This window comes from Streptomyces halobius (assembly GCF_023277745.1).
GTDB lineage: Bacteria > Actinomycetota > Actinomycetes > Streptomycetales > Streptomycetaceae > Streptomyces > Streptomyces halobius.
This window is the reverse complement of sequence record NZ_CP086322.1, coordinates 1,696,032-1,717,794: the sequence shown is the minus strand read 5'-3', so window position 1 is coordinate 1,717,794 and position 21,763 is coordinate 1,696,032. Positions and strand designations below refer to the sequence as shown.

At 70.2% G+C, this 21,763-nt stretch carries 19 protein-coding genes and 2 pseudogenes; 9 read left to right on the top strand and 12 right to left on the bottom strand.

What is annotated here, in order from left to right; all coding sequences use genetic code 11:
• Positions 1–67: 67 nt before the first annotated feature.
• On the bottom strand, positions 68–1,309 hold the full coding sequence (locus K9S39_RS08195) for an acyl-CoA dehydrogenase family protein (protein WP_248862661.1): 1,242 nt from the start codon (positions 1,307–1,309) through the stop codon (positions 68–70).
• Between the two features lie 205 nt (positions 1,310–1,514).
• Here K9S39_RS08195 and K9S39_RS08190 point away from each other — a divergent pair, with 205 nt between their 5' ends.
• The 3 genes from K9S39_RS08190 to K9S39_RS08180 all read left to right on the top strand — a co-directional run bounded on the left by K9S39_RS08190 (position 1,515) and on the right by K9S39_RS08180 (position 4,576).
• Positions 1,515–2,444 (top strand): SDR family oxidoreductase, encoded by a 930-nt coding sequence (locus K9S39_RS08190; protein WP_248862660.1) that lies wholly within the window; start codon positions 1,515–1,517, stop codon positions 2,442–2,444.
• A 248-nt stretch (positions 2,445–2,692) separates the two neighbouring features.
• Positions 2,693–3,280: a TetR/AcrR family transcriptional regulator gene (locus K9S39_RS08185; RefSeq protein ID WP_319949633.1), complete on the top strand. Its 588-nt coding sequence runs from the start codon at positions 2,693–2,695 to the stop codon at positions 3,278–3,280.
• 138 nt (positions 3,281–3,418) lie between these two features.
• Positions 3,419–4,576, top strand: coding sequence for an acetyl-CoA C-acetyltransferase (locus tag K9S39_RS08180; RefSeq protein ID WP_248862659.1), 1,158 nt, complete (start codon positions 3,419–3,421; stop codon positions 4,574–4,576).
• A 42-nt stretch (positions 4,577–4,618) separates the two neighbouring features.
• Here K9S39_RS08180 and K9S39_RS08175 read toward each other — a convergent pair whose 3' ends face one another.
• The 6 genes and pseudogenes from K9S39_RS08175 to K9S39_RS08150 form a co-directional block, all read right to left on the bottom strand.
• Complete coding sequence (locus tag K9S39_RS08175; protein WP_248862658.1) at positions 4,619–4,828, bottom strand: hypothetical protein; 210 nt, start codon at positions 4,826–4,828, stop codon at positions 4,619–4,621.
• 108 nt (positions 4,829–4,936) lie between these two features.
• Positions 4,937–5,263, bottom strand: coding sequence for a hypothetical protein (locus tag K9S39_RS08170; protein ID WP_248862657.1), 327 nt, complete (start codon positions 5,261–5,263; stop codon positions 4,937–4,939).
• A 142-nt stretch (positions 5,264–5,405) separates the two neighbouring features.
• Positions 5,406–6,482 (bottom strand): NAD(P)H-dependent flavin oxidoreductase, encoded by a 1,077-nt coding sequence (locus K9S39_RS08165; RefSeq protein ID WP_248862656.1) that lies wholly within the window; start codon positions 6,480–6,482, stop codon positions 5,406–5,408.
• 137 nt (positions 6,483–6,619) lie between these two features.
• On the bottom strand, positions 6,620–7,507 hold the full coding sequence (locus K9S39_RS08160; protein WP_248862655.1) for a CoA-transferase subunit beta: 888 nt from the start codon (positions 7,505–7,507) through the stop codon (positions 6,620–6,622).
• The gene (locus K9S39_RS08155) at positions 7,504–8,379 is read right to left on the bottom strand and encodes a CoA transferase subunit A (RefSeq protein ID WP_248862654.1); all 876 of its coding nucleotides are present in this window, start codon (positions 8,377–8,379) and stop codon (positions 7,504–7,506) included. The genes K9S39_RS08160 and K9S39_RS08155 overlap by 4 nt, the downstream gene beginning before the upstream one ends.
• Positions 8,380–8,579: 200 nt before the next feature.
• Positions 8,580–9,347 (bottom strand): annotated as a pseudogene (locus K9S39_RS08150) (enoyl-CoA hydratase family protein); the annotation flags it as partial.
• 106 nt (positions 9,348–9,453) lie between these two features.
• Here K9S39_RS08150 and K9S39_RS08145 point away from each other — a divergent pair.
• Together K9S39_RS08145 and K9S39_RS08140 are read left to right on the top strand one after the other, a co-directional pair.
• Positions 9,454–10,419 (top strand): SDR family oxidoreductase, encoded by a 966-nt coding sequence (locus K9S39_RS08145; RefSeq protein ID WP_248862653.1) that lies wholly within the window; start codon positions 9,454–9,456, stop codon positions 10,417–10,419.
• 1 nt (position 10,420) lies between these two features.
• Complete coding sequence (locus K9S39_RS08140; RefSeq protein ID WP_248862652.1) at positions 10,421–11,440, top strand: SDR family oxidoreductase; 1,020 nt, start codon at positions 10,421–10,423, stop codon at positions 11,438–11,440.
• 345 nt (positions 11,441–11,785) lie between these two features.
• Here the strand turns inward: K9S39_RS08140 and K9S39_RS08135 are convergent, their stop codons facing one another.
• The 3 genes from K9S39_RS08135 to K9S39_RS08125 all read right to left on the bottom strand — a co-directional run bounded on the left by K9S39_RS08135 (position 11,786) and on the right by K9S39_RS08125 (position 14,795).
• Positions 11,786–12,589 carry a DeoR/GlpR family DNA-binding transcription regulator gene (locus K9S39_RS08135; protein ID WP_248862651.1) on the bottom strand — a complete coding sequence of 268 codons (804 nt, stop codon included), beginning with the start codon at positions 12,587–12,589 and terminating at the stop codon, positions 11,786–11,788.
• Positions 12,590–12,948: 359 nt separating this feature from the next.
• On the bottom strand, positions 12,949–13,836 hold the full coding sequence (locus K9S39_RS08130) for a class II fructose-bisphosphate aldolase (RefSeq protein WP_248862650.1): 888 nt from the start codon (positions 13,834–13,836) through the stop codon (positions 12,949–12,951).
• A gap of 53 nt (positions 13,837–13,889) precedes the next feature.
• Positions 13,890–14,795 (bottom strand): SIS domain-containing protein, encoded by a 906-nt coding sequence (locus K9S39_RS08125; protein WP_248862649.1) that lies wholly within the window; start codon positions 14,793–14,795, stop codon positions 13,890–13,892.
• Between the two features lie 361 nt (positions 14,796–15,156).
• Between K9S39_RS08125 and K9S39_RS08120 the strand changes: the two genes are divergently transcribed.
• The gene (locus tag K9S39_RS08120) at positions 15,157–16,575 is read left to right on the top strand and encodes a sugar porter family MFS transporter (protein WP_248862648.1); all 1,419 of its coding nucleotides are present in this window, start codon (positions 15,157–15,159) and stop codon (positions 16,573–16,575) included.
• A gap of 44 nt (positions 16,576–16,619) precedes the next feature.
• Here the strand turns inward: K9S39_RS08120 and K9S39_RS08115 are convergent, their stop codons facing one another.
• A complete protein-coding gene (locus tag K9S39_RS08115) occupies positions 16,620–16,919 on the bottom strand; it encodes a YciI family protein (RefSeq protein ID WP_248862647.1) in 300 nt (99 codons plus the stop codon).
• A 173-nt stretch (positions 16,920–17,092) separates the two neighbouring features.
• Here K9S39_RS08115 and K9S39_RS08110 point away from each other — a divergent pair, with 173 nt between their 5' ends.
• The gene (locus K9S39_RS08110; protein ID WP_248862646.1) at positions 17,093–17,830 is read left to right on the top strand and encodes an endonuclease V; all 738 of its coding nucleotides are present in this window, start codon (positions 17,093–17,095) and stop codon (positions 17,828–17,830) included.
• 36 nt (positions 17,831–17,866) lie between these two features.
• On the opposite strand, the gene K9S39_RS08105 is transcribed toward K9S39_RS08110, so the two are convergent.
• Entirely contained in the window at positions 17,867–19,063 is a 1,197-nt protein-coding gene (locus K9S39_RS08105; protein WP_248862645.1) for a saccharopine dehydrogenase family protein, read from the bottom strand.
• A gap of 333 nt (positions 19,064–19,396) precedes the next feature.
• Here K9S39_RS08105 and K9S39_RS08100 point away from each other — a divergent pair, with 333 nt between their 5' ends.
• Both K9S39_RS08100 and K9S39_RS08095 read left to right on the top strand, forming a co-directional pair.
• Positions 19,397–20,893 (top strand): MFS transporter, encoded by a 1,497-nt coding sequence (locus K9S39_RS08100; protein ID WP_248868655.1) that lies wholly within the window; start codon positions 19,397–19,399, stop codon positions 20,891–20,893.
• Positions 20,894–21,214: 321 nt separating this feature from the next.
• Positions 21,215–21,586, top strand: a pseudogene (locus K9S39_RS08095) (MmcQ/YjbR family DNA-binding protein); the annotation flags it as partial.
• Positions 21,587–21,763: the final 177 nt, after the last annotated feature.

Genomic DNA, 21,763 nt, shown 5'->3' with positions numbered 1-21,763 from the left:
ACCATCCGGGGCGTCACCCTGGCCTGCCCGTCCTTCACCCATCCGGGGTCGCCGCCCGCCCCACCCGTCACCGTCGCCCCTTCGGCAGTCCCAGCAGCCGCTCGGCGATGATGTCGCGCTGGATCTCATTGGTACCTGCGTAGATCGGACCGGCCAGCGAGAAGAGCCAGCCGTCCGCCCAACCGCCCTGGTCCGGAGAGTCGTTGGCATGGCCGGCGAGTTCGCCCTCGGCGCCGAGGAGGTCGAGCGCGGTCTCGTGCAGGGCGATGTCCAGCTCGGACCAGAAGACCTTGTTGAGGCTGGAATCGCCACCCAGACCGCCACTCGGATCGCCACCCAGACCCCCGGCACCCGGATGGGCACCCAGGCCGGCGCCCGGACCGTCACCCAGACTGGCGCCCGCGGCGAGCCGGTCGGCATGGGCCCGGGTGAAGAGGTGATACGCGCGGGCGCCGATGACCGCGTCGGCGACCCGGTCGCGCAGCGCCGTATCGGACGGATCGGCACGCCGCCACAGCGCGACCAGACGCTCGGCGGCCGCTGTGAAGCGGCCGGGGCTGCGCAGGGTGAGGCCGCGCTCATTGCCCGCCGTGCTCATCGCGACCCGCCACCCTTGGCCCGGCTCGCCGATGACGTCTTCGTCCGGGACGAAGACCTCGTCGAGGAAGAGTTCGGCGAAGGCGGGTTTGCCGTCCAGACGCGCGATGGGCCGTACGGTCACGCCGGGCGCGCGAAGATCGAACATGACATACGTCAGCCCGCGGTGCGGCCGGTCCGCGTTCGGATCGCTGCGGAACAGTCCGAACGCCCGATCGGCGAACGCCGCCCGAGAGGACCACGTCTTGTGCCCGCTGAGCAGCCAGCCGCCCTCGGTCCGTACGGCCCTGGAGCGCAGCGACGCGAGGTCCGATCCGGCCTCCGGCTCGGACCATGCCTGCGCCCAGACGACCTCGCCGCTCGCCATCGGCGGCAGCACGCGGGCGAGTTGGGCGGGGGAGCCGTGCTCGAAGAGCGTCGGGGCGAGGAGGCTGATGCCGTTCTGGCTGACCCGGCCGGGCGCGTTCGCGGCGTAGTACTCCTCCTCGAAGATCAGCCAGCGCGCGAGGGACGCGCCCCGGCCGCCGTACTCCTCGGGCCAGGAGACCACCGACCAGCGGTCCGCGGCCAGGGTGCGCTCCCATTTCCGGTGGGCGGCGAAGCCCTCCTCGGTCTCCAGCGAGGGGAGCGGGGTGACGGGCACGTGCGTGGTGAGCCAGGCGCGTGCGGTGTGCCTGAACTCCTCGTCCTCCGGGGCATGTTCAAGATCCATCGACGGGCGGCCTCTTTCCTGACGCGACCCCTGAGGGGTGCGGGGGCGGGCGGAGTTACCGGATGCTCCAAGCTGCCTCCAACCGTTCCCTAACAAGTGTTTGGTAGGTTAGCGTACGGCCATGACGACCGAGAAGCCTCCGCGCGTTGCTTCGTCCCCTCCTGCGTACGTGCCTTCTTCCGCTCCTTCGCCCCGGACTTCGTACGTGCCTTCGTACGTTCCCGGGCATGGGCTGCTGGCCGGCCGGACGGCCGTCGTCACCGCCGCCGCGGGCGCCGGCATCGGCGGTGCCACCGCACGCAAGCTGCTGGAGGAGGGCGCGGACGTCGTCCTCTCCGACGCCCATGCGCGCCGGCTCAAGGAAGCCGAGGACCGGCTCGCCGAGGAGTTCGGCGCCCGGAGGGTCGCCGCCCTGCCGTGCGACGTCACCGACGAAGCGCAGGTCGTCGCCCTCTTCGACCTGGTGGAAGAGCGGCACGGCCGACTCGACATCGTCGTCAACAACGCCGGCCTCGGCGGCACCGCCGATCTCGTGGAGATGACCGACGACCAATGGGGCAAGGTCCTCGACGTCACCCTGAACGGCACCTTCCGCTGCACCCGCGCCGCGCTCCGCCGGATGCGCGAGGCGGATGAGGGCGGCGGCGATCGCGGCGCGGCCTGCGTGCGCGGTGGCTCCGACGTAAGCGGTGGCTCCGGCGTACGCGGCGGCTTGAGCAGTGGCTCCGGGGTACGTGGCGACTTCAGCGGTGGCTCCGGGGTACGTGGTGGCTCGGGCGCACGCGGTGGCTCGGGCGTCATCGTCAACAACGCCTCGGTCGTCGGCTGGCGCGCCCAGCGTGGCCAGGCGCACTACGCCGCCGCCAAGGCCGGGGTGATGGCCCTGACCCGCTGCGCCGCCGTCGAGGCCGCCGCGTACGGGGTCCGGGTGAACGCCGTCTCGCCGAGCCTGGCCATGCATCCGCATCTCGCCAAGGTCACCACCGAGGAGCTGCTGGCCGAGCTCACCTCCCGGGAAGCGTTCGGGCGCCATGCCGAGCCCTGGGAGGTCGCCAATGTCATCGTCTTCCTCGCCAGCGACTACTCCTCGTACATGACCGGCGAGGTCGTCCCGGTCAGCAGCCAGCACGCGTGAGCCGGCACAGGAGATCGGGCCCGGCCCGCATACGGAGGGGAATCCGGCACGGATCGGGTACGGATGCGACGGGAATACGGAGCGACAATGGCCACGTGCCAACCCCGAAGAACGCCAAGACCACCGCGAACGCCAAGACCACCGCGAACGCCAAGCGCAACGCGGACGCCAAGCGCAACGCGGACGCCAAGAACGACGCCCGAGGCACCAAGAAGAACGTCCGAGGCGCCAAGAAGAAGACGGTGACCGTGAGCGCGTCCCCGGAGCGCCGTCGCGAGCTGCTGAACACCGCCGCCGAGGTATTCGCCGCCCAGGGCTACAACGCCACGACCGTACGGAAGATCGCCGACGCGGCGGGCATGCTCGCCGGCAGCCTCTATTACCACTTCGACTCCAAGGAATCGATGGTGGACGAGATCCTCGCCACCTTCCTGACCGAGCTCTGGGACGGCTACGACGCGGTACTCGCCGCCGGACTCGGTCCCAGGGAGACCATCGAAGCCCTGGTCACGGAGTCGTTCCGGGAGATCGACCGGCACCGGCCCGCCGTCGCCATCTACCAGAAGGAGTCCAGGCACCTCGCCGCCCAGCCCCGCTTCGGCTATCTCACCGACTCCCAGCAGAAGTTCGAGAAGGCATGGCTGGGCACGCTGGAGCGGGGCGTGACCGAGGGGGTCTTCCGCGCCGATCTCGATATCCGGCTGACCTACCGCTTCGTCCGGGACACCGTCTGGGTCGCGGCGAGCTGGTACCGGCCGGACGGACACCACAGCCCGGAGGAGATCGCCCGCCAGTACCTGTCGATGGTGCTGGACGGCATCGCCGTACGTACCTGATCCACGACGTCCGCCATCGACACGCCCGCACATCCACATCTCATGTAACCGCACGTCAGCGATCCACACCCCGCAACCCACACGTCCGCAATCCACGCGTCCGCGATCCACTCGACGCCCAACCGGAGGAGCAGTCCCATGGCCGAGGCCTATATCGTCGATGCGCTACGCACCCCGGTCGGCAGGCGCAATGGCGGGCTCGCCGCCGTGCACCCCGCCGACCTCGGCGCGCATGTCCTCAAGGCGCTGATGGACCGTACGGACGTGGACCCGGCCGCCGTCGAGGACGTGGTCCTCGGCTGCCTGGACACCGTAGGACCGCAGGCCGGTGACATCGCCCGCACGGCCTGGCTGGCGGCCGGGCTCCCCGAGGAGGTGCCGGGCGTCACCGTCGACCGGCAGTGCGGATCCTCGCAGCAGGCCGTGCACTTCGCGGCGCAGGGCGTACTCTCCGGCACCCAGGACCTCGTCGTCGCCGGCGGCACCCAGAACATGTCGATGATCCCGATCGCCTTCGCCAGCCGGCAGGCCACCGAAGCGCTCGGCCTCACCGACGGCCCGTTCGCGGGCAGTGAGGGCTGGCGCGCCCGTTACGGCGACCGCCCGGTGAACCAGTTCTACGGCGCCGAACTGATCGCCGAGCAGTGGGGCATCTCCCGCCGCGACATGGAGGAGTTCGCGCTCCGTTCACACCGGCGCGCGCTCCGCGCCATGGACGAGGGCCGCTTCGCTCGGGAAACCGTGCCGTACCGGGACGTCACCCTGGACGAAGGGCCGCGCCGCGACACCTCGCTGGAGAAGATGGCGGGCCTCAAGCCGCTGGTCGAGAGGGGCCGGATGACTGCCGCCCTCTCCTCCCAAGTCTCCGACGGCGCCTCGGCGTTGCTGCTCGCCAGCGCACGCGCGGTCGGCGAACACGGGCTGACTCCACGCGCCCGTATCCACCACCTCTCGGTACGCGGCGAGGACCCCATCCGGATGCTCACCGCGCCCATCCCCGCCACCGCGCACGCACTCAAGAAGAGCGGCCTCACCCTCGACGAGATCGACCTGATCGAGATCAACGAGGCGTTCGCATCGGTGGTCCTGGCCTGGCTGAAGGAGACCGGCGCCGACCCGGACAAGGTCAACGTCAATGGCGGCGCCATCGCCCTCGGCCACCCCCTCGGCGCCACCGGCGCCAAGCTGATGACCACGCTCCTGCACGAACTGGAACGCACCGGCGGACGCTACGGCCTGCAGACCATGTGCGAGGGCGGCGGTCAGGCCAATGTCACGATCATCGAGCGGCTGTGAGAGCAGTGGTGCGAGCGGTTGTCAGGGTCTCTGTGGGGTGTCTCACAGCGGCCCTGCCGTCGCGTCTCCCAACCCCAGCAACGGGCAGCCGATGATTACCGCCACGGATGCCAGGCGGGTGGAGCCGCGCCGGGCGAGGATGCCGCCCAGACCGGCCAGGACGATGCCCACCGCGTAAAGGCCCGTCCAGGCGCCCACTTGGTGGCCACGCGTGAGCCGGACGACGGCCAGGGCCGGACCGAGGACGAACACCGCTGAACCCGGCCACCTCGGCCGCCCGGACCTCAGCTGCCGCCCGGGGCACTGACGCCCGCCGCAGGCGACCCCTTGGCTGCGGAGCTCGGCTGTGGAGCCGGCCGGCTAACGTCCCCGGTGCTTACAGGGTGTGTTCTTGACGAACAGCGCCCGCGGCCACGACGCCGGCCCGTAGCGGACGTCCTTCGTCACGCCTTTCTTGAGACGGCCGCGCGGATCCTTGTGGTGCGGTATGACGATGACGTAGCACGAGGTGCGCTTGGCGCACAGATTCGTCAGCCGTACGTGGTGCTGGCCGCCCTTGTCGAAGTACTTCCGCACCTTGACGCACTGCGGCGTCCGCTGGGCAGCGGCCGCATTCGAGGCCGTGGCCAGGGTCAGCGAGGTGCTGCACACCGCCCCTGCCACAGCGATGGCCATGATCTTCCGCACGTAATCTCTCCCCCGTTGGAAACCCCGTCCGTGAAGGCTGGTCGGCCTTGCCCTCACGCGCTCATACGTTCTACCCCATTATCGCCCACACGCGCCGGGAGAAAATCGGCCCAGAGTGCCACACGGACGTCAACCCTGGGTACTACGGCACCGCACGCAGGCGCCCCAGCGTCTCGTGCGCCTCCGTCATGATCCGGTCCACCAGCTCCGCGCACGACGGCAGATCCTCGATCAGCCCGGCGACCTGGCCGGAGGCCATCACCCCCAGATCCGGCCGCCCCTCGACCATCGCGGCCCGCAGCATCATCGGCGTAGTGGCCGCCAGCAGCACCTGGCTCCACGTCAGCTCTCTGCCACGCCTCATCGCGAGCCCATCGCGCACCATCTGGGACCAGCACAACCCCGACCGTTTCCGGAAGGCCACCGCATACCGGACGGCCCGTAGCAGCGTGGCCGAACGCCCGCTCCTCTCAAGCGAGTTGACGAGATCGGTACGCAGCATCCGGTGCGGCAGCCCGTCCACCCTCGTCGTGACGGTGATGTCCTTGACCGACGCGGCCAGATAACGCTCCTTGACCGGGTACGGGACGGTGCTGTCGGAGGTGAGGAGGAATCGTGTCCCCATCGCCACCCCCGAAGCACCGAAAGCGAGCGCGGCGACCAGCCCCCGGCCGTCGCGGAACCCGCCGGCCGCGATGACGGGGATCCCGACCGCGTCCACGACCTGCGGCAACAGCACACTGGTCGCCACCTCGCCGGTATGCCCGCCTCCCTCGGCGCCCTGGACGAGCACCGCGTCGGCCCCCCAGGCCGCCACCTTTTCGGCGTGCCGACGCGCCCCGACTGACGGGATCACGACCACACCCGCGCCCTTGAGCCGCGCGATCAGCTCACGAGAGGGAGCCAGCGCGAACGAAGCCACCTTCACCCCCTCGTCGATGATCACCCGCACCCGTTCCCCGGCATCACCGGCATCGGCGCGCAGATTGACCCCGAATGGCGCGTCCGTACGGGAGCGGACCTCGCGGACGGCCGCCCGCAGCTCCTGCACGGTCATCGTGGCGGACGCCAGGACCCCCAGCGCCCCGGCATTCGCGGCGGCCGAGACCAGCCGTGGCCCGGCCACCCACCCCATGCCGGTCTGCACGAGGGGGTGCCGTACGCCGACGAGACCGGTGAGGGGGGTCCGGAGGGGTGGCAGTGGGAGTGGCGGGGGCATGGCTGCCGGGCCGCCTGGTCCGGCCCGGTCACCACCCGGACCACCCGGTCTGCCCTGGTCACCCGGAGCGCCTGGTTTGCCCTGGTCACCCGGACCGCCTGGACCGCTCGGACCGTTGTCGCGTCGGCTGCGGTCCGTCATCGCGTACGCACCTCGCGGTCGCGCAGCCCATGGGGATCGATCACCTCGCGGATCAGCCGTAGCTCTGCCGCCGTCGGCTTTCGGGTGTACGGCACCCCCGACGGGACCTTCGAGGACACCTCCGTCGGGACCTGCGACGACGTCTTCGCCAGGGCCTCCGGCGACATCTCCGACGGGACCTCCGACGGCACCACCAGTTCGAACCCGGTGGCTTCCCGAACCTGCTCGACGGTCACACCGGGGTGCAGCGAGCGCAGCCGCATCCTGTGGTCGGGCGTCGCGAAGTCGAATACACCCAGGTCGCTGATGACTTCGGAGATGCGGTGGTAGCGGGTCGCGGACGGACCCGCCGCCGCGGCCCGGTCGTAACCGACGCCACAGACCATGTCGACCCGCTCGACGAAGCTCCTGGGAGAGTGCCGAGGAATCCAGTAACTCGTTGGATTGTTCAAGGTGTTGATGGGCGCGCCACGCACTCCGAGCAGTTGGCGGGCCGGCCGTGACCACGTGCCGACGCAGGAGATGTTCTGGTTGCCGAAACGGTCGATCTGACTCGCGCCCATCATGACGTGCCGGCGCCCGGTGGCGACCAGCGCCAGATGCCGGCGGTGCGGCAGCCAGCCCTCGGTCACCTCGGACCGCTCACCGACGGCCGGCACGTCGCCGATCAGCAGTGCCTCCCCGTCGGTGAGCAGCAGGTCGGGGGAGAAGGTCAGCCGGGCCAGCCGCGCACCGATCGAGGGCACGGTGCCCATGGGACTGGCGAGCACCTCGCCGGCGTCCCGCCACGCCTCGGCGCAGGCCAGCACGCAGTACTCGGCGCGGGTGACGGGGGGACCGGGGAGGTCGTCCCAAGAGGCCGGGGCGGCTGAGGCGGAGCTCATACGCCGTCCCCTCCCATCGCCCCGTGAAAGGCCGCGACCGCGGACTGATACTCCCGCTCATCCCCGGAGAGGAAACGCTTGACGAACACCGCCCACCCCTCCGGATCAGCGGCCGCCCTCGCATAAGCCGTCTGGAATGCCTCGTCACGGCCGTAGTCCGGGTCGCAGGCGGTGAAGTGCGCACCGTTCGGCGCCGCCACGACCCCGGTCACGAACGGACGCTTGACGAGCATCGTCTGTGGCCCGCCCCCGGACATCAACTCCTCGCTGTCCACGATGCGTTCGCAGGACAGATACGCGGAGTCAGCGGCCTCGCAGAACAGATCGTCGAAGTACGGGTCGGGGCCCAGGTACTGGCCGTTGCCCCGGGCGTCGGCGCGATGCAGATGGATCAGCGCGGCGTCCAGCCGCAGCGCGGGGACGGCGACGAGCTCCTCCCCGTCCTCGTACGGCGAAGCCACCGTCCGCAGCTGCGGGTTGACCCGCAGTACGTCGGAGCCGAGACCGGCGCGGACCGGCATGAACGGCAGGCGCTGTCCGGCCGCGGTCAGCCCCCACATGAACATGGCCTCATCCAGCTCCGTCATCTCCAGGGTGCCGTTCTGGCGGGCGGCGCGGAAATGCGGTTCGAGGGGGATCGAATCGAGGGTGGCGAACGGTGCGATCAGGCGCCGGATCTTGCCCGCGGCGGCCAGCAGCCCCACGTCCGGACCTCCGCACGCGACCACGGTCAGGTCAGTCAGCTCGGACCGCAGCAGGGCCCGTATCAGCGCCATCGGCTTACGCCGCGAGCCCCAGCCGCCGATCCCGATCGTCATTCCGCTCGCCAGCCGCCCCACGGCCTCGTCAGCGGTCATGGTCTTGTCGCTCAACGCGGCTCCTTCGGGGAGGTCTTGGCGGGGGAGGAGGGCGAGGGGGATGGAGACGGAGGCTGGGACGAAGGCCGGGACGAGGACGCGGACGGGGGCGGAGATGGGGACCGGGACGGGGACGGAGATGCGCACGGGGGCGGGGGCGGAGATGCGGACGGGGGCAAGGACGAAGGCGCGGACGGGGACGGAGACGGAGATGGGGATGCGAAGGTGTCGCGATGTCGGTCGGCGACGCCACTGAGGTTCGCCTCGAAGGTGAAGCCCTGCTCGAAGCGGTAGCTGCGGCGTACGTCGACCGGGTCGATGCCATTGATCGCGGCCTTGGCCAGCCGTATCAAGTACCCGTCCTTCGCGGAGATTTCCGCCGCCAACGCCAGCGCTGTGTCCAGCACCTTCTCCCGCGGTACCACCTCCCATACGGAACCGTGCCGGTGGAGCTCGTGGGCGGTGATGGTGCGCGAGGTGAAGTAGAGCGTGCGCATGAGGTGCGTCGGCACGAGCCGGGCGAGATGGGTGGCAGCGCCCAGTGCGCCACGGTCCAGTTCGGGCAGCCCGAAAGTGGCGTCGTCGCTCGCCACAATCGCGTCCGCGTTGCCCACCAGCCCGATGCCGCCGCCCAGACAGAAACCCTGAACCGCCGCGACGACCGGGACTTCGCACTCGTAGACCGCCGCGAACGCCTCGTAGCAGCCACGATTGGCGCCGATCAGCGCGGTGTGCCCGCTGGTCCGCTGCAGCTCCTTGATGTCCACGCCGGCGTTGAAGCCGCGCCCGGCCGCGGCAAGCACCACACACCGGGTGCCGGGGTCCCGGCCGGCTGCCCGTACGGCCTCGGCCAGGTCGTACCAGCCGTGTACGGGAAGGGCGTTGACCGGGGGAAAGTCGACGGTGATGAGGGCGATCACGCCATCCGTCGGGGCGCCGCCGGCATCCGGGGGCGGAGCGGGGCGAGAGGTGGAGACACCCATGGGCACATCAGCTACCTTTCCCCTACGTTCCACGTTCCACCAAACGTTTGTTAGGTGCTGGTGACTGAGACGGTAGCAGCGCACGGAGCGCTGCGGGAGGTGTCGCATGACGCTCACCATCGATCTGTCGGGCCGCGTCGCGGTCGTCACGGGCGGTACGCGCGGCGTCGGCGCGGGGATCGCCATGACCCTGCTGGCCGCCGGAGCGCAGGTCATCGCGTGTGCGCGCCGTCCTCCGGACCGGCCGTCAGGGGCGGCGGGGCGCAGGGCGCGGTTCATGGAACTCGACCTGCGCGACGCGGACGCGGTCGGTGTGTTCTTCCGGCGGATACGCGACGAGTACGGGCGTCTGGACGTGCTCGTCAACAACGCGGGCGGCACGCCGTACCGTCTGCTGGCCGACTCGACTCCCCGGAAGGTGGCCAAATTAGTGGAGTTGAACCTGACCTCCCCGATCACCGCGTCCCTCGCCGCTCGTGAGGTGATGGCGGATCAGGAAACCGGCGGCTCAATCATCATGATCGGCAGCGTCAGCGGGACGCGTGCCTCGCCCGGCACCGCCGCGTACGGCGCTGCCAAGGCGGGCCTGGAGAACCTGGCCCGCTCCATGGCCGTCGAATGGGCCCCGAAAATCCGCGTCAACACGCTCACGCTCGGCATGGTGCGCACCGAGCTGTCGCACCTGCACTACGGAGATGAGGACGGTATCGCCGCCGTCGGCAACACCGTCCCGCTCGGCCGACTGGCCACACCGGCCGAGGTCGGGGAAGCCTGTGCTTTTCTCGCCTCCGACCTGTCGAGGTATGTGAGCGGCGCGAGCCTGCTGGTGCACGGGGGTGGAGAGCGGCCGACTTTCCTCGACGCGTCGACGGCTTCCTGGGCGGCTGCGGGAACCGCCGATGCCGGCAATACCGCTCATGCTGCCCGTGCCGCCACCACTGCCAATACAGCCCATATCGTCACTGCCACCGATACTGACAACACCGCCGACACCACTACCAACATCGCCAGCACCACCAACACCAACACTGCTGACACCGTCGATACCCCAACTTCGGGCGAGGAGAGCTGAGATGACTCGAATCTGCGATGGGCGTGTCGTCATCGTCACCGGCGCGGGGCGTGGCCTGGGACGTGCGCACGCCCTCGCCTTCGCCGCCGAGGGCGCCCGGGTGGTGGTGAACGACCTCGACGTGAGGCTGGACGGCTCAAGTGACGTGGGTTGTTCGGATGGCTTGGGAGGCACGGGAGGTTCAGGTGGCCGGGGTGGTTCAGGTGGCTGCGGTGGCCGGGGTGGTTCGGAAGATGCGGGTGCCTCCGGCAACGACAGCTGCCCCGCCGAACAGGTCGTCGCCGAGATCCGCGCCGCGGGCGGCGAAGCCGTCGCACACGGCGGGGATATCGCCACGCCTCAGGGGGCTGCCTCCCTCGTCTCCACCGCCCTCGACACATACGGACGCCTGGACACGCTCGTCAACAACGCGGGCTTTCTACGGGACCGGATGCTCGTCAACCTGGACGAGGACGAGTGGGACGCGATGCTACGCGTCCACGTCAAGGGGCATTTCCTCCCCCTCAAGCACGCCGCGGCGCATTGGCGCGTGGCGGCGAAGCAAGGCCGTACGCCACAGGCCCGTGTCATCAACACCACTTCGGGAGCAGGTCTGTTGGGCAGTGTGGGGCAAGGAAACTACTCCGCGGCCAAGGCCGGAGTTCTCGGCCTGACGCTGGTCGCTGCGGCTGAGCTGGACCGTTACGGCGTCCAGGTCAACGCCATCGCGCCGGCCGCCCGCACCCGTATGACCGAGCGGACCTTCGCCGAGACCATGGCCGTCCCGGGGGAGGGGGATTTTGACGCGATGGCCCCCGAGAACATCTCGCCGCTGGTGGTGTGGCTGGGCTCCGCCGCCTCCGAGGGCGTCACGGGCCGGGTATTCGAGGCGGAGGGTGGCCGGATCACCGTCATGGAGGGCTGGCGCCCGGGGCCGTCCCTCGACAAGGGCGCCCGCTGGACCCCGGCCGAGGCCGGCCGTGCGGCCCGCCGACTTCTCGCCGATGCCGAGACACCACAGCCGGTGTACGGGGCACGGTGAGGCGGTGGGAGAGAGGGAAGGGACGGAAGGGGTGTGGCTGGGGGCTCGGAGAACCGGGGCGGGAGTGTGAATCCCCGATGCCGGCCAGTGGGATGGGGCCCTCCCCCTTCCCCTCCCCGCCCCTCGGTAATGCCCGTCAGTCTGCAGCACGGGCTCGCCTCCAACCGGCAGCCCGCAGCCCGAGCTCCGCTCCCAGCCGACGGCTTTGGGCATATCGCCCCCTCCCGCGAGCGGCGAGCCGCGTACCCCGCGCACTGGCTCGTCGGCACATCGCACGCCGGCACACCCGTCACATTCGGCGTCGCCACCCCACGGCCTTCGCGCCGCCGCTGCCTCTTCCTCCCCTCAGTCGCCGGCGCCTGGGCGCGCCGTTACCACCCTGAGTCCCCGGTCCGCGAACTCGCGGCGGGTTGCCTCGTTTGCCCCGCTGTCCGTGATGAAGGTGTCAAAGACATCCGCGTCGCCGACCCTGGCGAAGCAGCGCCGGCCGATCTTCGAGGAGTCGGCGACGACCACGGCACGCCGGGAGCGCTCGGCCATGAGGCGGTTGACGCGGGCCTCCGCTTCGTCGTGCACCGTGGCCCCCATCACCGGGTCGATGCCATTGGCCCCGATGAAGGCGGTGTCGATGGAGATCTGCTGCAGTACCAACTCGCTGAAGGGGCCGACCAGTTCAAACGACCGCGAGTGTGCCACCCCACCAGTGAGCACAATCTTGATCTGCGGTCGTACGGCCAGCTCATTGGCGATGTTCAGGGAGTTGGTGACGATGGTCAGATGCGGCTGCGGTCCCGCCTCCGCGAAGTCCGGGCGAGTGGCCAGCACCCTGGCGATCGCCGTGGTGGTGGTGCCACCGCTCAGACCGACCACGTCGCCGCGCTCGACCAGCTTCGCCGCAGCCTCGGCCACCGCCTCCTTCTCCTCGGACCGATGAGCGTGCTTGTACCGGATCGGCAGGTCGTACGCCACCGAGCTGAGCACCGCCCCGCCCCGGGTGCGGGTCAGCAACTGCTGCTCGGCGAGGGCATCCATATCGCGCCGCATCGTCGCGGCCGAGACCTCCAGCTCGGTCGCCGCCTGCTCGACATCCACCCGGCCTCTCTCCCCGAGCAGCTCAAGCAGTGCGTTCATCCGTTCATGGCGCTTCATGGCGTGAGCCTGATTCGTCTGAGCCGATCCGATTGAGGCCAGGTGCCGACGACGGGCCCCGGTAGCCGCAACCGCCTCGGGTAGCTTCGGGCGTTCGCCGCCCATGCCTCACTCCGTGGCTGCGGATGCGCCTCCTCCGCACCATGTGTTCCAGATATCCATGGATTGCACGGGTCCATGGATTCACGGGACCACGGGTCCATCGCGTCCTCCTTTCTGGTGGAGCTTGGGCAGGGCTGAGGGGGAGGGCTGGGGGTGAGGCCCTGAGGGCTGACCGCTGAGTGCTGCCCGACGTGGACATGGGTGGTCGGGAAGACAGGTGGCTCGATTGCCTTGGCCTCCGGTCCCCGGCCGCTCCATCACCCCCGAGTCGGCGACTGCGACTGTCCGGCGAACTGGTCTGGGAGCGTGGCCGGAGTGCCCAGCACGTCCAGCAGTCTCGCGGCCTCCTCGGCCACCGCCTCTCGGGCCGGCTTGATGTACTTCCGGGAGTCGATGAGCGCCGGATCCGCGCCCAGTGCCTCGCGTATCGAGCGGGTGAAGACGGAGACCAGATGAGTGGAGATGTTGATCTTTGTCATTCCGGCGGCGATGGCCCGGCGCAGTTCGTCGTCCGGCACTCCGGAGGAGCCGTGCAGCACTAGAGGCACCGGCAGCGTGGTGCGCAGTGCCGCGATCAGTTCCTTGTCGAGTACGGCCGTGCGCTCATACATGGCGTGGGAGGAGCCGACGGCCACGGCGAGCGCGTCCACTCCCGTCGCGCGGACGAAGGTCAGCGCATCCTGGGGGTCGGTGCGTGCCCCTGGCGCATGTACCCCGTCCTTGCCGCCGACCTCGCCGAGTTCCGCCTCGACGTAGACATCCCGATCGTGGCACCAGGCGGTGAGCTCGGCGGTGGCGGTGACATTCTCTTCGTAGGGGAGTGCGGAGGCGTCCACCATCACCGAACGCACCCCGGCGGCAACGCCCTGGTGGACCAGCTCCGCCTCGGTGAGGTGATCGAGGTGCACCGCGATCCGGGCGGAGGAAACCTCGGCCAGGGCGAGGGTCGCGCGAGTGATCGGCAGCAGACTGCCGTGGTAGCGGATGCAGTTCTCGCTGATCTGCAGGATGAGGGGGGCGTCCCTGCGCTCGGCGGCGGTGACCAGCGCCTCGGCGGTTTCCAGATGGATGACGTTGAAGGCCGCGGCGCCGACCCGCGCCTCACGTGCGGCGTCGATGAGCGATGAGGTCGGAACGAGGGGCATGGGGTCCTGTCTCCCTTGCGGACTGGTGTGATGATGTCGGGGGAGCGGAGGGGCTACGGTGTGGCGGGCGTTTCGAGCATCACCGAGCGGGTCAGGCTGCGCGGGTTGTCCGGGTCCAGGCCGCGGGCGCGGGCCCGCTCCAGCGCCACCCGCTGCACCAGCACCAGATCGGCCAGCGGATCGCGCCCATGGCACACGAAGCGCGCGCCGGTCCGCACCACATCCGCCTCCAGCCCCTCCGGCGCCTGGCCGAACAGCCAGGTCACCCGGCCGGGCGCGGCTATCGCGATCGGGCCGTGGCGGTACTCCATCGCCGGGTAGGACTCCGTCCAACTCTGCGACGCCTCCCGCATTTTGAGAGCCGCTTCATTGGCCAGTCCGAACGTCCAGCCGGTGCCGAGGAAGGAGAACTGCTCGGCGTCCACCCATTCCCGCTCGATCGGTGCGGTCAGTGCTTCCTGCGCGTCGCTCACCGCGCGGGAGACGTCCTCGCCCAGGTGGGCGCGGAGCAGGGTCAGCGCAGTCGTCGCGAACCGTGTCTGCACCACCGACTTCTCGTCCGCGAACGGCAGCGCGACCGTCTCGTCGGAGAGCGTGACCGCCGCGGTCTCGGGGTCGCCGAGGACCGTCACCGTCGGGATGCGTCCCTTGATCGCGTCGAGGACACGCAGCACCTCGGTCGTGGTGCCCGAGCGGGTGATCGCCACCACCGCGTCATAGCCGCGGGCGCGGCCGAGGAACGCCTCCGAGGCGGCGAAAGGGTCCGTCACCCCCAGCCCGGCGTTCTCACGCAGTGCCGCATACGACTGCGCCATGAACCATGAGGTCCCGCAGCCGACGACAGCGACCCGCTGTCCGGCCTTGGGCAGCGGGCCCGCCGCCGCCCCGATCTCCGCGGCCGCCCGCCAGGTCTCCGGCTGGCTGCGCAGCTCCTGCTCCATGTACGAGGTCCCGCTCATGGCCACCCTCCCGTGTGGTGCGTAGGACCGACGCCCGGATCCCGATGCATGGATCGGATCGCCGTGCGACGGTGATGCTGATGATCCTGCATGTTTCTGCAACTTTTGACTTTGCTGCAATCGACTGTACGCATCAATCGCGCACAGATCCATCCCTCGTGAGGGTGATCCGATAGAGGGGAGCGCCGGAATCGGTGGCGGTCAAGTCGTCCAGGCAGCGCGAATGTCGCGTTGGCCTGCGTATGGGCCGTGAGGTGAGGAGTGCCGGGAAGTTGTTGACACCTGCATGAAAGGCAGCCAATACTCGCAAGATCAGTCACCATCGCATGCTGCAGGCCGTCCGCCGTCCAAAGGACTTTCCATGTCCACCGACACGCTCTCCGCGACACCCCCACCACCGGCATCCAGGACCTCGCACCGCACCGGCAAGCTGTTCGCGCTCACCGGCGCCGTCGTAGGCGTGATCTATGGCTACGACACCGGCAGCATTTCCGGTGCCCTGGTGTTCCTGAGCAGGGATTTCCACCTCACCGAGGCCGAAATGGGCCTGGTCACCAGCATCCTGGTGTTCGGATCCATCGTCGGCGCGCTGATCGGCGGCAAGCTTGCCGACGCCCTCGGCCGCAAGGCCGCCATGCTGATCGTCGCCGCCTCCTACGCCGTCTTCGTGGCGCTGTCCGCGCTCGCGCCCAATGTCGTCGTGCTCGATGCGGTCCGTTTCCTGCTCGGCGTCGCCATCGGCATCTCGATCGTCGCGGCCCCGCTCTACATCGCGGAGTCGACCCCGGCGCGCATCCGCGGCGCTTCCGTCGCCGCCTATCAAGTGGCGACGGTCGCGGGCATCGCCATCACCTACTTCGTCAACTGGGGCCTGTCCGGCGGCGGCCACTGGCGCTGGATGCTCGGCCTCTCCGCGATCCCCGCGGCCCTCGTCCTGATCCCGCTGTTCCGGCTGCCGGACACGCCTCGCTGGTACGTGTTCAAAGGCCGTACGGAACGAGCGGTCGAAGTCATGGCGATGACCGACCCGGACGTCGACGCGCGCGCGGAGGTCACGGCCGTGGCCGCCGCACTCGCCGAGGAGAGCGGTGGATCGGCGCGCTCCCTGCTGCACAGGCCGTACGCGCGCGCCGCGCTCTTCGTCGTCGGCCTCGGGTTCTTCTGCCAGATCACCGGGATCAACGCCGTGACGTACTACAGCCCGCAGATCTTCGAGGAGATGGGCTTCACCGGCAACGGCCAGAACTTCCTGCTGCCGTCGTTCGTCCAGCTCGCCTCATTGGCCGCGACCGTCCTCGCCATCCTCATGATCGACCGGCTCGGCCGGCGGGTGGTGCTGCTCTCCGGGATCGGCACGATGGTGGTCATGCTCGGCGTCCTGACCGCGGTCTTCGGCTTCACCGATGTCAAGGGGGCCACCACCTGGATCGGCTTCGGCGCCGTTCTGCTCTTCACCGCGGCCTTCAACTTCGGCTTCGGATCGCTGATCTGGGTCTATGCGAGCGAGGCGTTCCCCGCTCAGCTGCGCTCCACCGGGGCGTCGGTGATGCTCACCGCCGACCTCGTGGCCAATCTCCTCATCGCCCAGTTCTTCCCCTCCCTGATGGCCTGGGCGGGCGCGGCCCGGACGTTCGCGGGTCTGGGGGGCCTGGCCCTGGGGGCTCTGGCTTTCGCCGCCGTCACCGCGCCGGAGACCAAGGGCCGCCAGCTGGAGGAGATCCAAGGCTATTGGCGCAACGGCGGCCGCTGGCCCGCCCCGGCTCCCGAGACCGTTCCGTAGCGCGGGACGGCGCGGGCCCAAGCCTTTCCGCAGCCCCTGGTGCCTCAGGACGGCAGCTGCTCCCGGTACCCCTCCAGTGCCGGGGCGGTCGTCGTCGCGACGAATTCGGTGATCCGGTAGTCGCAGACCCCCGCGATGCTGAACGGGTCCTCGGCCACGAGCTGTTCGACGGTCGCGCGGTCCACGCCGGCGGCGAGGATGACACCCCCGTCACGCGGCACCTTGCGGCCCGCGGCGATGAAGCGTTCGGCGGCGTACTGCTCGTCCAGCCAGGCCACATGCTCCTGGAGGGCGGCGTCGACGCGTTCGATGGGGGCGGTGTAGGTCAGCTCAAGTACGAACATGAGGGCAATATAAGGGGCGGTCGTAGGTGCGCGGTCGGGTCCTCCCGGCGCTTTCCAGGGGCGAAAGCGCAGGCCAGGGGGGCAGACGGGGGCCGACGCCGACGGCTCTACGGACACCGGGCGCATCACCCGACGACCCGCCCGATCATGTGTTCGGTAGCGTGGTCGTCACCATGGACACCTCCGGAACGATCTCCTGCGACGACGAGCTTCGGCACTGGCCGACCGACGAAGCCCGGGCACGCGCCGTCCAGGACCGGCTGCGGCCCTACGTATGCCTTGACGAGTCCGGTCCGGAGCTCGGATTCGAGGGCACCGTGGTGGGCGTGGACGTGGCCTACGACGACGAACGGGACGTCGTCGCCGCGGCGGCCGTCGCCCTGGACGCCCGTACCCTCGCCGTCATCGACGAGGCCACCGCCGTTGGCCGGGTCGCCTTCCCGTACGTCCCGGGGCTGCTCGCCTTCCGTGAGATTCCCACCGTGCTCGACGCGCTCGGCCGCCTCGCCCGCACACCGGATCTCGTGGTCTGTGACGGATACGGACGGGCCCATCCGCGCCGCTTCGGACTCGCCAGCCACCTCGGGGTGCTGACCGGTCTGCCCACGATCGGCGTCGCCAAGAACCCGTTCACCTTCCGGTACGAGCCTCCGGGGCCGGACCGGGGCGCGACCTCCTCGCTGGTGGACGACTCCGGCCCGGCCCTGTCCGGCGCTCCTACGGACGGCGAGGAGGTAGGACGTGCGCTGCGCACCCAAAAGGGCGTCAAACCGGTCTTCGTCTCCGTAGGCCATCGCATCGACCTCGACGGAGCCTGTGCGCATACGCTCCGTCTGGCGCCCAAGTACCGGCTCCCGGAGACGACCCGGGCCGCGGACTCCCTGTGCCGGAGGGCGCTGGCCGGCGTGTGAGGGCCGGGCCGACGCCGGGCGGGTTGTCGGCGCGGGTCACCCCCGGATGACGCGGAAAGTGATGCCCGCCTTCTGGAGACGTGCCGTCAGCGCGTCCCCCATGGCGACCGCCGACGTCACCTGGCCCGCCGTCTCCGGCAGGTCGTCGAAGGCCAGGCTCAGCGCCGACTCGGCGAGCATCTTCGCGGTCTCGTCATAGCCGGGATCGCCGCCCGAGACCTCCGTGATCGCCCGTTGGCCGCCGCCGGTGGCCACGAAACGCACCGTGAACCAGCTCTTCGCCCGCCGCTCCGGGCTCGGTCCCTCGCCCGGTTCCAGGCGCCCCGACAACCACCGCCGCGCGGCCGGCACCTGAGCGAGCGCGCAGAACGCCCCGGCGCCCAGGGCCCCGCCCACGGCCACCGGCAGCCACCGCACCCCCGCGTAGTGGCGGTAGCGGAAGTCGGGCCCGTAGCGGTCGAGCGCGGCTGCCGAGCGGGCGATGATCTGCGGGTCGATGGTCGGCAGCGGCACACCCCAGGCGCGGGCCTCGCCGCTCCTGAGGGGCGGGCCGAGCGACGCCCGCACCGTACGGCCGGGCGTGCGCTCCAGGAGCCGTTCCGCCCGCTGCCGCTCGCGGGCGGTCCGCGCCATGGCCACCGGACGTGAGACGGCGGTCAGCGTGGACGCCAGGGTGCCGCCGGAGAAGGCAGCGTTGGACCGGACGAAGCCGTCGACGCGCAGCGGCACGCCCTCCGGGAGGAGCCCCACCGTGAAGAGCACACCCAGATCATGCGGGACGGAGTCAAAACCGCAGGCGTGCACGAGGCGTGCGCCCGAGGCGCGGGCCGTCGCATGGTGCCGCAGATACATCCGGTCGACGAATTCCGGCTCGCCGGTCAGATCGGCATAGTCCGTGCCGGCCGCGGCGCAGGCGGCGACCAGCGGCTCCCCGTGGGTGAGATAGGGGCCGACGGTCGTGGCCAGCACCCGGGTGTCGGCGGCGAGCGCGCGCAGCGAATCCGGGTCGCCGCTGTCGGCACGCAGGAGGGGCAGGTTGGCGCAGGCCGGATCGAAGGTGGCCAGCCGGTCGCGCAGCCGCTCCAGCTTCGCGGTGCTGCGCCCGGCCAGCGCCCAGCGGCAGCCCTTGGGCACATGCCTGGCCAGATATTCCGCGGTGAGCACCCCGGCGAAACCGGTGGCGCCGTAAAGGACGAGGTCATGGGCCCGCCCGGAGGTGTCCTGCCGTCGCATCGCGCGTCCTCTCGACTGGAGTCCGGACCTTAGGCAGTCGCCGCCGTCCCGTCAACGACCACTCTCACTCGTGCCGTTGGTGGCGCGGGTGCGGCCTGCCGTCTTGACACGGCGTCGGGGCAGGGCCACATTCGCCCATGACCTAGGACGTCCAATGTCCGGATTGCCGGTGTCGACGGATGGCGGGGCGCACGTGCCGTTCGACGACGCCGCGCACCGCTCCGCCCGTCAACTGCTGGAGGAGGCCGGACCGCTGTGACGCCCCGCCCTACGGGCCGTCCCGCCAGGGCGGTGCCCTGGTATCGGGAGATCACGCCGCGCCAGTGGAAGGCGATGGTCGCCGCCTGGATCGGCTATCTCCTCGACGGCTTCGACTTCGTCCTGATCACCCTCGTCCTGACCGAAATCGCCGACGACTTCCACCTGAGCACCGCTACCGCCGCCTCGCTGATCTCCGGCGCCTTCATCACCCGTTGGCTGGGCGGTGCGCTCCTGGGGGCGATGGGCGACCGCTACGGCCGCAAAGCCGCCATGATCGCCAGCATTCTGCTCTACTCGCTCGGCACCTTCGCCTGCGGGTTCGCCTGGGGCTACACCAGTCTGTTCGTCGCCCGCCTGGTGATCGGCATGGGGATGGCGGGGGAGTACAGCGCCAGCGTGACGTATGTGCTGGAGAGCTGGCCCACCCGGATGCGCAACCGGGCGTCCGGGTTCCTCATCTCCGGTTACGCGGGCGGCACCGTCGTCGCGGCCGAGCTCTACAAGTGGGTGGTCCCCAACTGGGGCTGGCGCTGGATGTTCTGGATCGGGGTACTGCCCGTCCTGGTCGCGCTATGGGTGCGCAGATCGCTGCCGGAGGCCGGGGACTGGGCGGCGCAGATCGGCTCCCGGCCGACCGTGTCGGCGGGAGCGGGCACACCGGCGGGACAGGGCGCAGTGGCGGTGCAGGGCGCAGCGACGGCATCGGCCGGCGGCCCGCAGGCGGAACGGCCCAATCCGTTCCAGCCGTTGTTCACCGGCCGCCTCCGCTCCTGGCTCAACACGGCCCTGGCCGCGGCCGCCTCGGCCGCGCTGTTCTGCGTCTTCACGCCCCTCGGCACGGGGCAGGTCCCCTGGCTGTCCGCGGTCGCGGCGCTGTGCCTGATCGCCTTCGCCGCGCAGCTCGGCGGCCGCAAGGGGTGGCCGCTGTACGTGTCCCTGATGGCGACGGTGTTCTGCGCGTTCCTCTACAGCTGGCCCATCCAGGCCCTGCTGCCCACCTACCTCAAGACCGACCTGGGATACACCCCCGCCCAGGTCACCGACGTGATGTTCTACGCGGGCCTCGGCACCATGGCGGGCTGCTGGCTGGCGGGGTTCGTCGGCGACTGGGCCGGCACCCGCCGCGCCTACGCCGGCACTCTGCTGGCGTCCCTCTGCTTCGTCTTTCCGGTCTTCGCGGTCCAGGACAGCCTGGTCGGACTCGGGGTGCTGATCTTCGGGCTGCTCGCGCTCAACCAGGGCATCTCCGGCATCCTGCCGAAATACATTGCCGGCCACTTCCCGATCGCGACCCGAGCGGCGTCGTTGGGCTTCGTCTACAACGTGGGGGCGCTGGGCGGGGCGGTGGCCCCGGTCCTCGGGGCGCGGCTGGCCGAGGGCATGTCCCTGGGGCGGGCGCTGGCGGTGCTCACCTTCGGGCTGACGCTCGTCGTCGTCATCCTGGTGGGCGGCAATGTGCCGCAGCGACTGGCCCGGCTCGTGGACCCCGATGTGCCCGACGACCACTTGGTGCCGGCGGCAGGGGGAGCGGAGGCCGTGCACAGGAAGGCGTCTCCGGACGTTGCGTAGTGCGGCGGACGGGGCGGTGCCGGGCGCGGTGGGCCCCACCGCTCGCCACGATGCCGAGTTGGCTGACGCGATGATGCCGGTTTCGCTGATGCCGGTTCACTGAACCGACGCGGTCCCTGGCCGTCGTGGAAGTCGAACATCGCCGTGGCGGGTTGCGGGTCCGACGTGGACGCATCGACCCGCGTCGGCCTGGCGCGAGGCGCTCCGCGGGCCGTTGTCAGTGGTCGCCGTTAGCGTGGATGGCGATGATCGACGCACGCGGGAGGCGCGTCGGTGGCACCGCGTGCGGTGCCGGACGGGGGAACGGACGTGGAGGAGCGCATGGCAAAGGCAGCGGAGCCGTCGGTGGTGTGGGAGCGGGTGCGGGTCTTCGCGCTCGGGCTTCCGGGGGCCGTGGAGGAATTCCCCTGGGGCGAAAGCGTCGTCAAGGTCAACAAGAGAGTCTTTGTCTTCCTCGGCACGGATGACGGCAGCCATCCGCTGGGGATCACGATGAAGCTCAGGGACCCGGAGGTCCATGCCCATGCCCTGTCCTCGCCCGGCGCCGAGCCCGCGGGCTATGGCCTGGGCAAATCCGGATGGGTGCGGGTTCCGCTGGAGGAGAAGGGTGCCCCGGCGGCGGATCTGCTGTGTGACTGGACCGAGGAGTCCTACCGCGTCATAGCCCCGAAGAAGCTCATCACCGAGCTCGACGGGGAGGAGAGCGCAGCAGCAGGCGCGCGAAGGCCCGCGGCGGCGATGGCAGTTGAACATCGTCGCCGCGGGCTTTTTTGACGGTCGCCACACAGCGAGGGGGCTTGTGGAAAGTGGAACACGTTCTTAACATCGCGAGTGTTACATCAGAAGTGTCACGGCCGGTGCAGCGGGAGG

What these genes read in the sequence shown, in the direction of transcription:
- K9S39_RS08195 (WP_248862661.1), bottom strand. Translation starts at nt 1,309, where the DNA reads ATGGATCTTGAACATGCCCCGGAGGACGAGGAGTTCAGGCACACCGCA.
- K9S39_RS08180 (WP_248862659.1), top strand. Translation starts at nt 3,419, where the DNA reads ATGGCCGAGGCCTATATCGTCGATGCGCTACGCACCCCGGTCGGCAGG.
- K9S39_RS08165 (WP_248862656.1), bottom strand. Translation starts at nt 6,482, where the DNA reads ATGCCCCCGCCACTCCCACTGCCACCCCTCCGGACCCCCCTCACCGGT.
- K9S39_RS08160 (WP_248862655.1), bottom strand. Translation starts at nt 7,507, where the DNA reads ATGAGCTCCGCCTCAGCCGCCCCGGCCTCTTGGGACGACCTCCCCGGT.
- K9S39_RS08145 (WP_248862653.1), top strand. Translation starts at nt 9,454, where the DNA reads ATGACGCTCACCATCGATCTGTCGGGCCGCGTCGCGGTCGTCACGGGC.
- K9S39_RS08140 (WP_248862652.1), top strand. Translation starts at nt 10,421, where the DNA reads ATGACTCGAATCTGCGATGGGCGTGTCGTCATCGTCACCGGCGCGGGG.
- K9S39_RS08135 (WP_248862651.1), bottom strand. Translation starts at nt 12,589, where the DNA reads ATGAAGCGCCATGAACGGATGAACGCACTGCTTGAGCTGCTCGGGGAG.
- K9S39_RS08130 (WP_248862650.1), bottom strand. Translation starts at nt 13,836, where the DNA reads ATGCCCCTCGTTCCGACCTCATCGCTCATCGACGCCGCACGTGAGGCG.
- K9S39_RS08125 (WP_248862649.1), bottom strand. Translation starts at nt 14,795, where the DNA reads ATGAGCGGGACCTCGTACATGGAGCAGGAGCTGCGCAGCCAGCCGGAG.
- K9S39_RS08120 (WP_248862648.1), top strand. Translation starts at nt 15,157, where the DNA reads ATGTCCACCGACACGCTCTCCGCGACACCCCCACCACCGGCATCCAGG.
- K9S39_RS08115 (WP_248862647.1), bottom strand. Translation starts at nt 16,919, where the DNA reads ATGTTCGTACTTGAGCTGACCTACACCGCCCCCATCGAACGCGTCGAC.
- K9S39_RS08110 (WP_248862646.1), top strand. Translation starts at nt 17,093, where the DNA reads ATGGACACCTCCGGAACGATCTCCTGCGACGACGAGCTTCGGCACTGG.
- K9S39_RS08105 (WP_248862645.1), bottom strand. Translation starts at nt 19,063, where the DNA reads ATGCGACGGCAGGACACCTCCGGGCGGGCCCATGACCTCGTCCTTTAC.
- K9S39_RS08100 (WP_248868655.1), top strand. Translation starts at nt 19,397, where the DNA reads ATGGTCGCCGCCTGGATCGGCTATCTCCTCGACGGCTTCGACTTCGTC.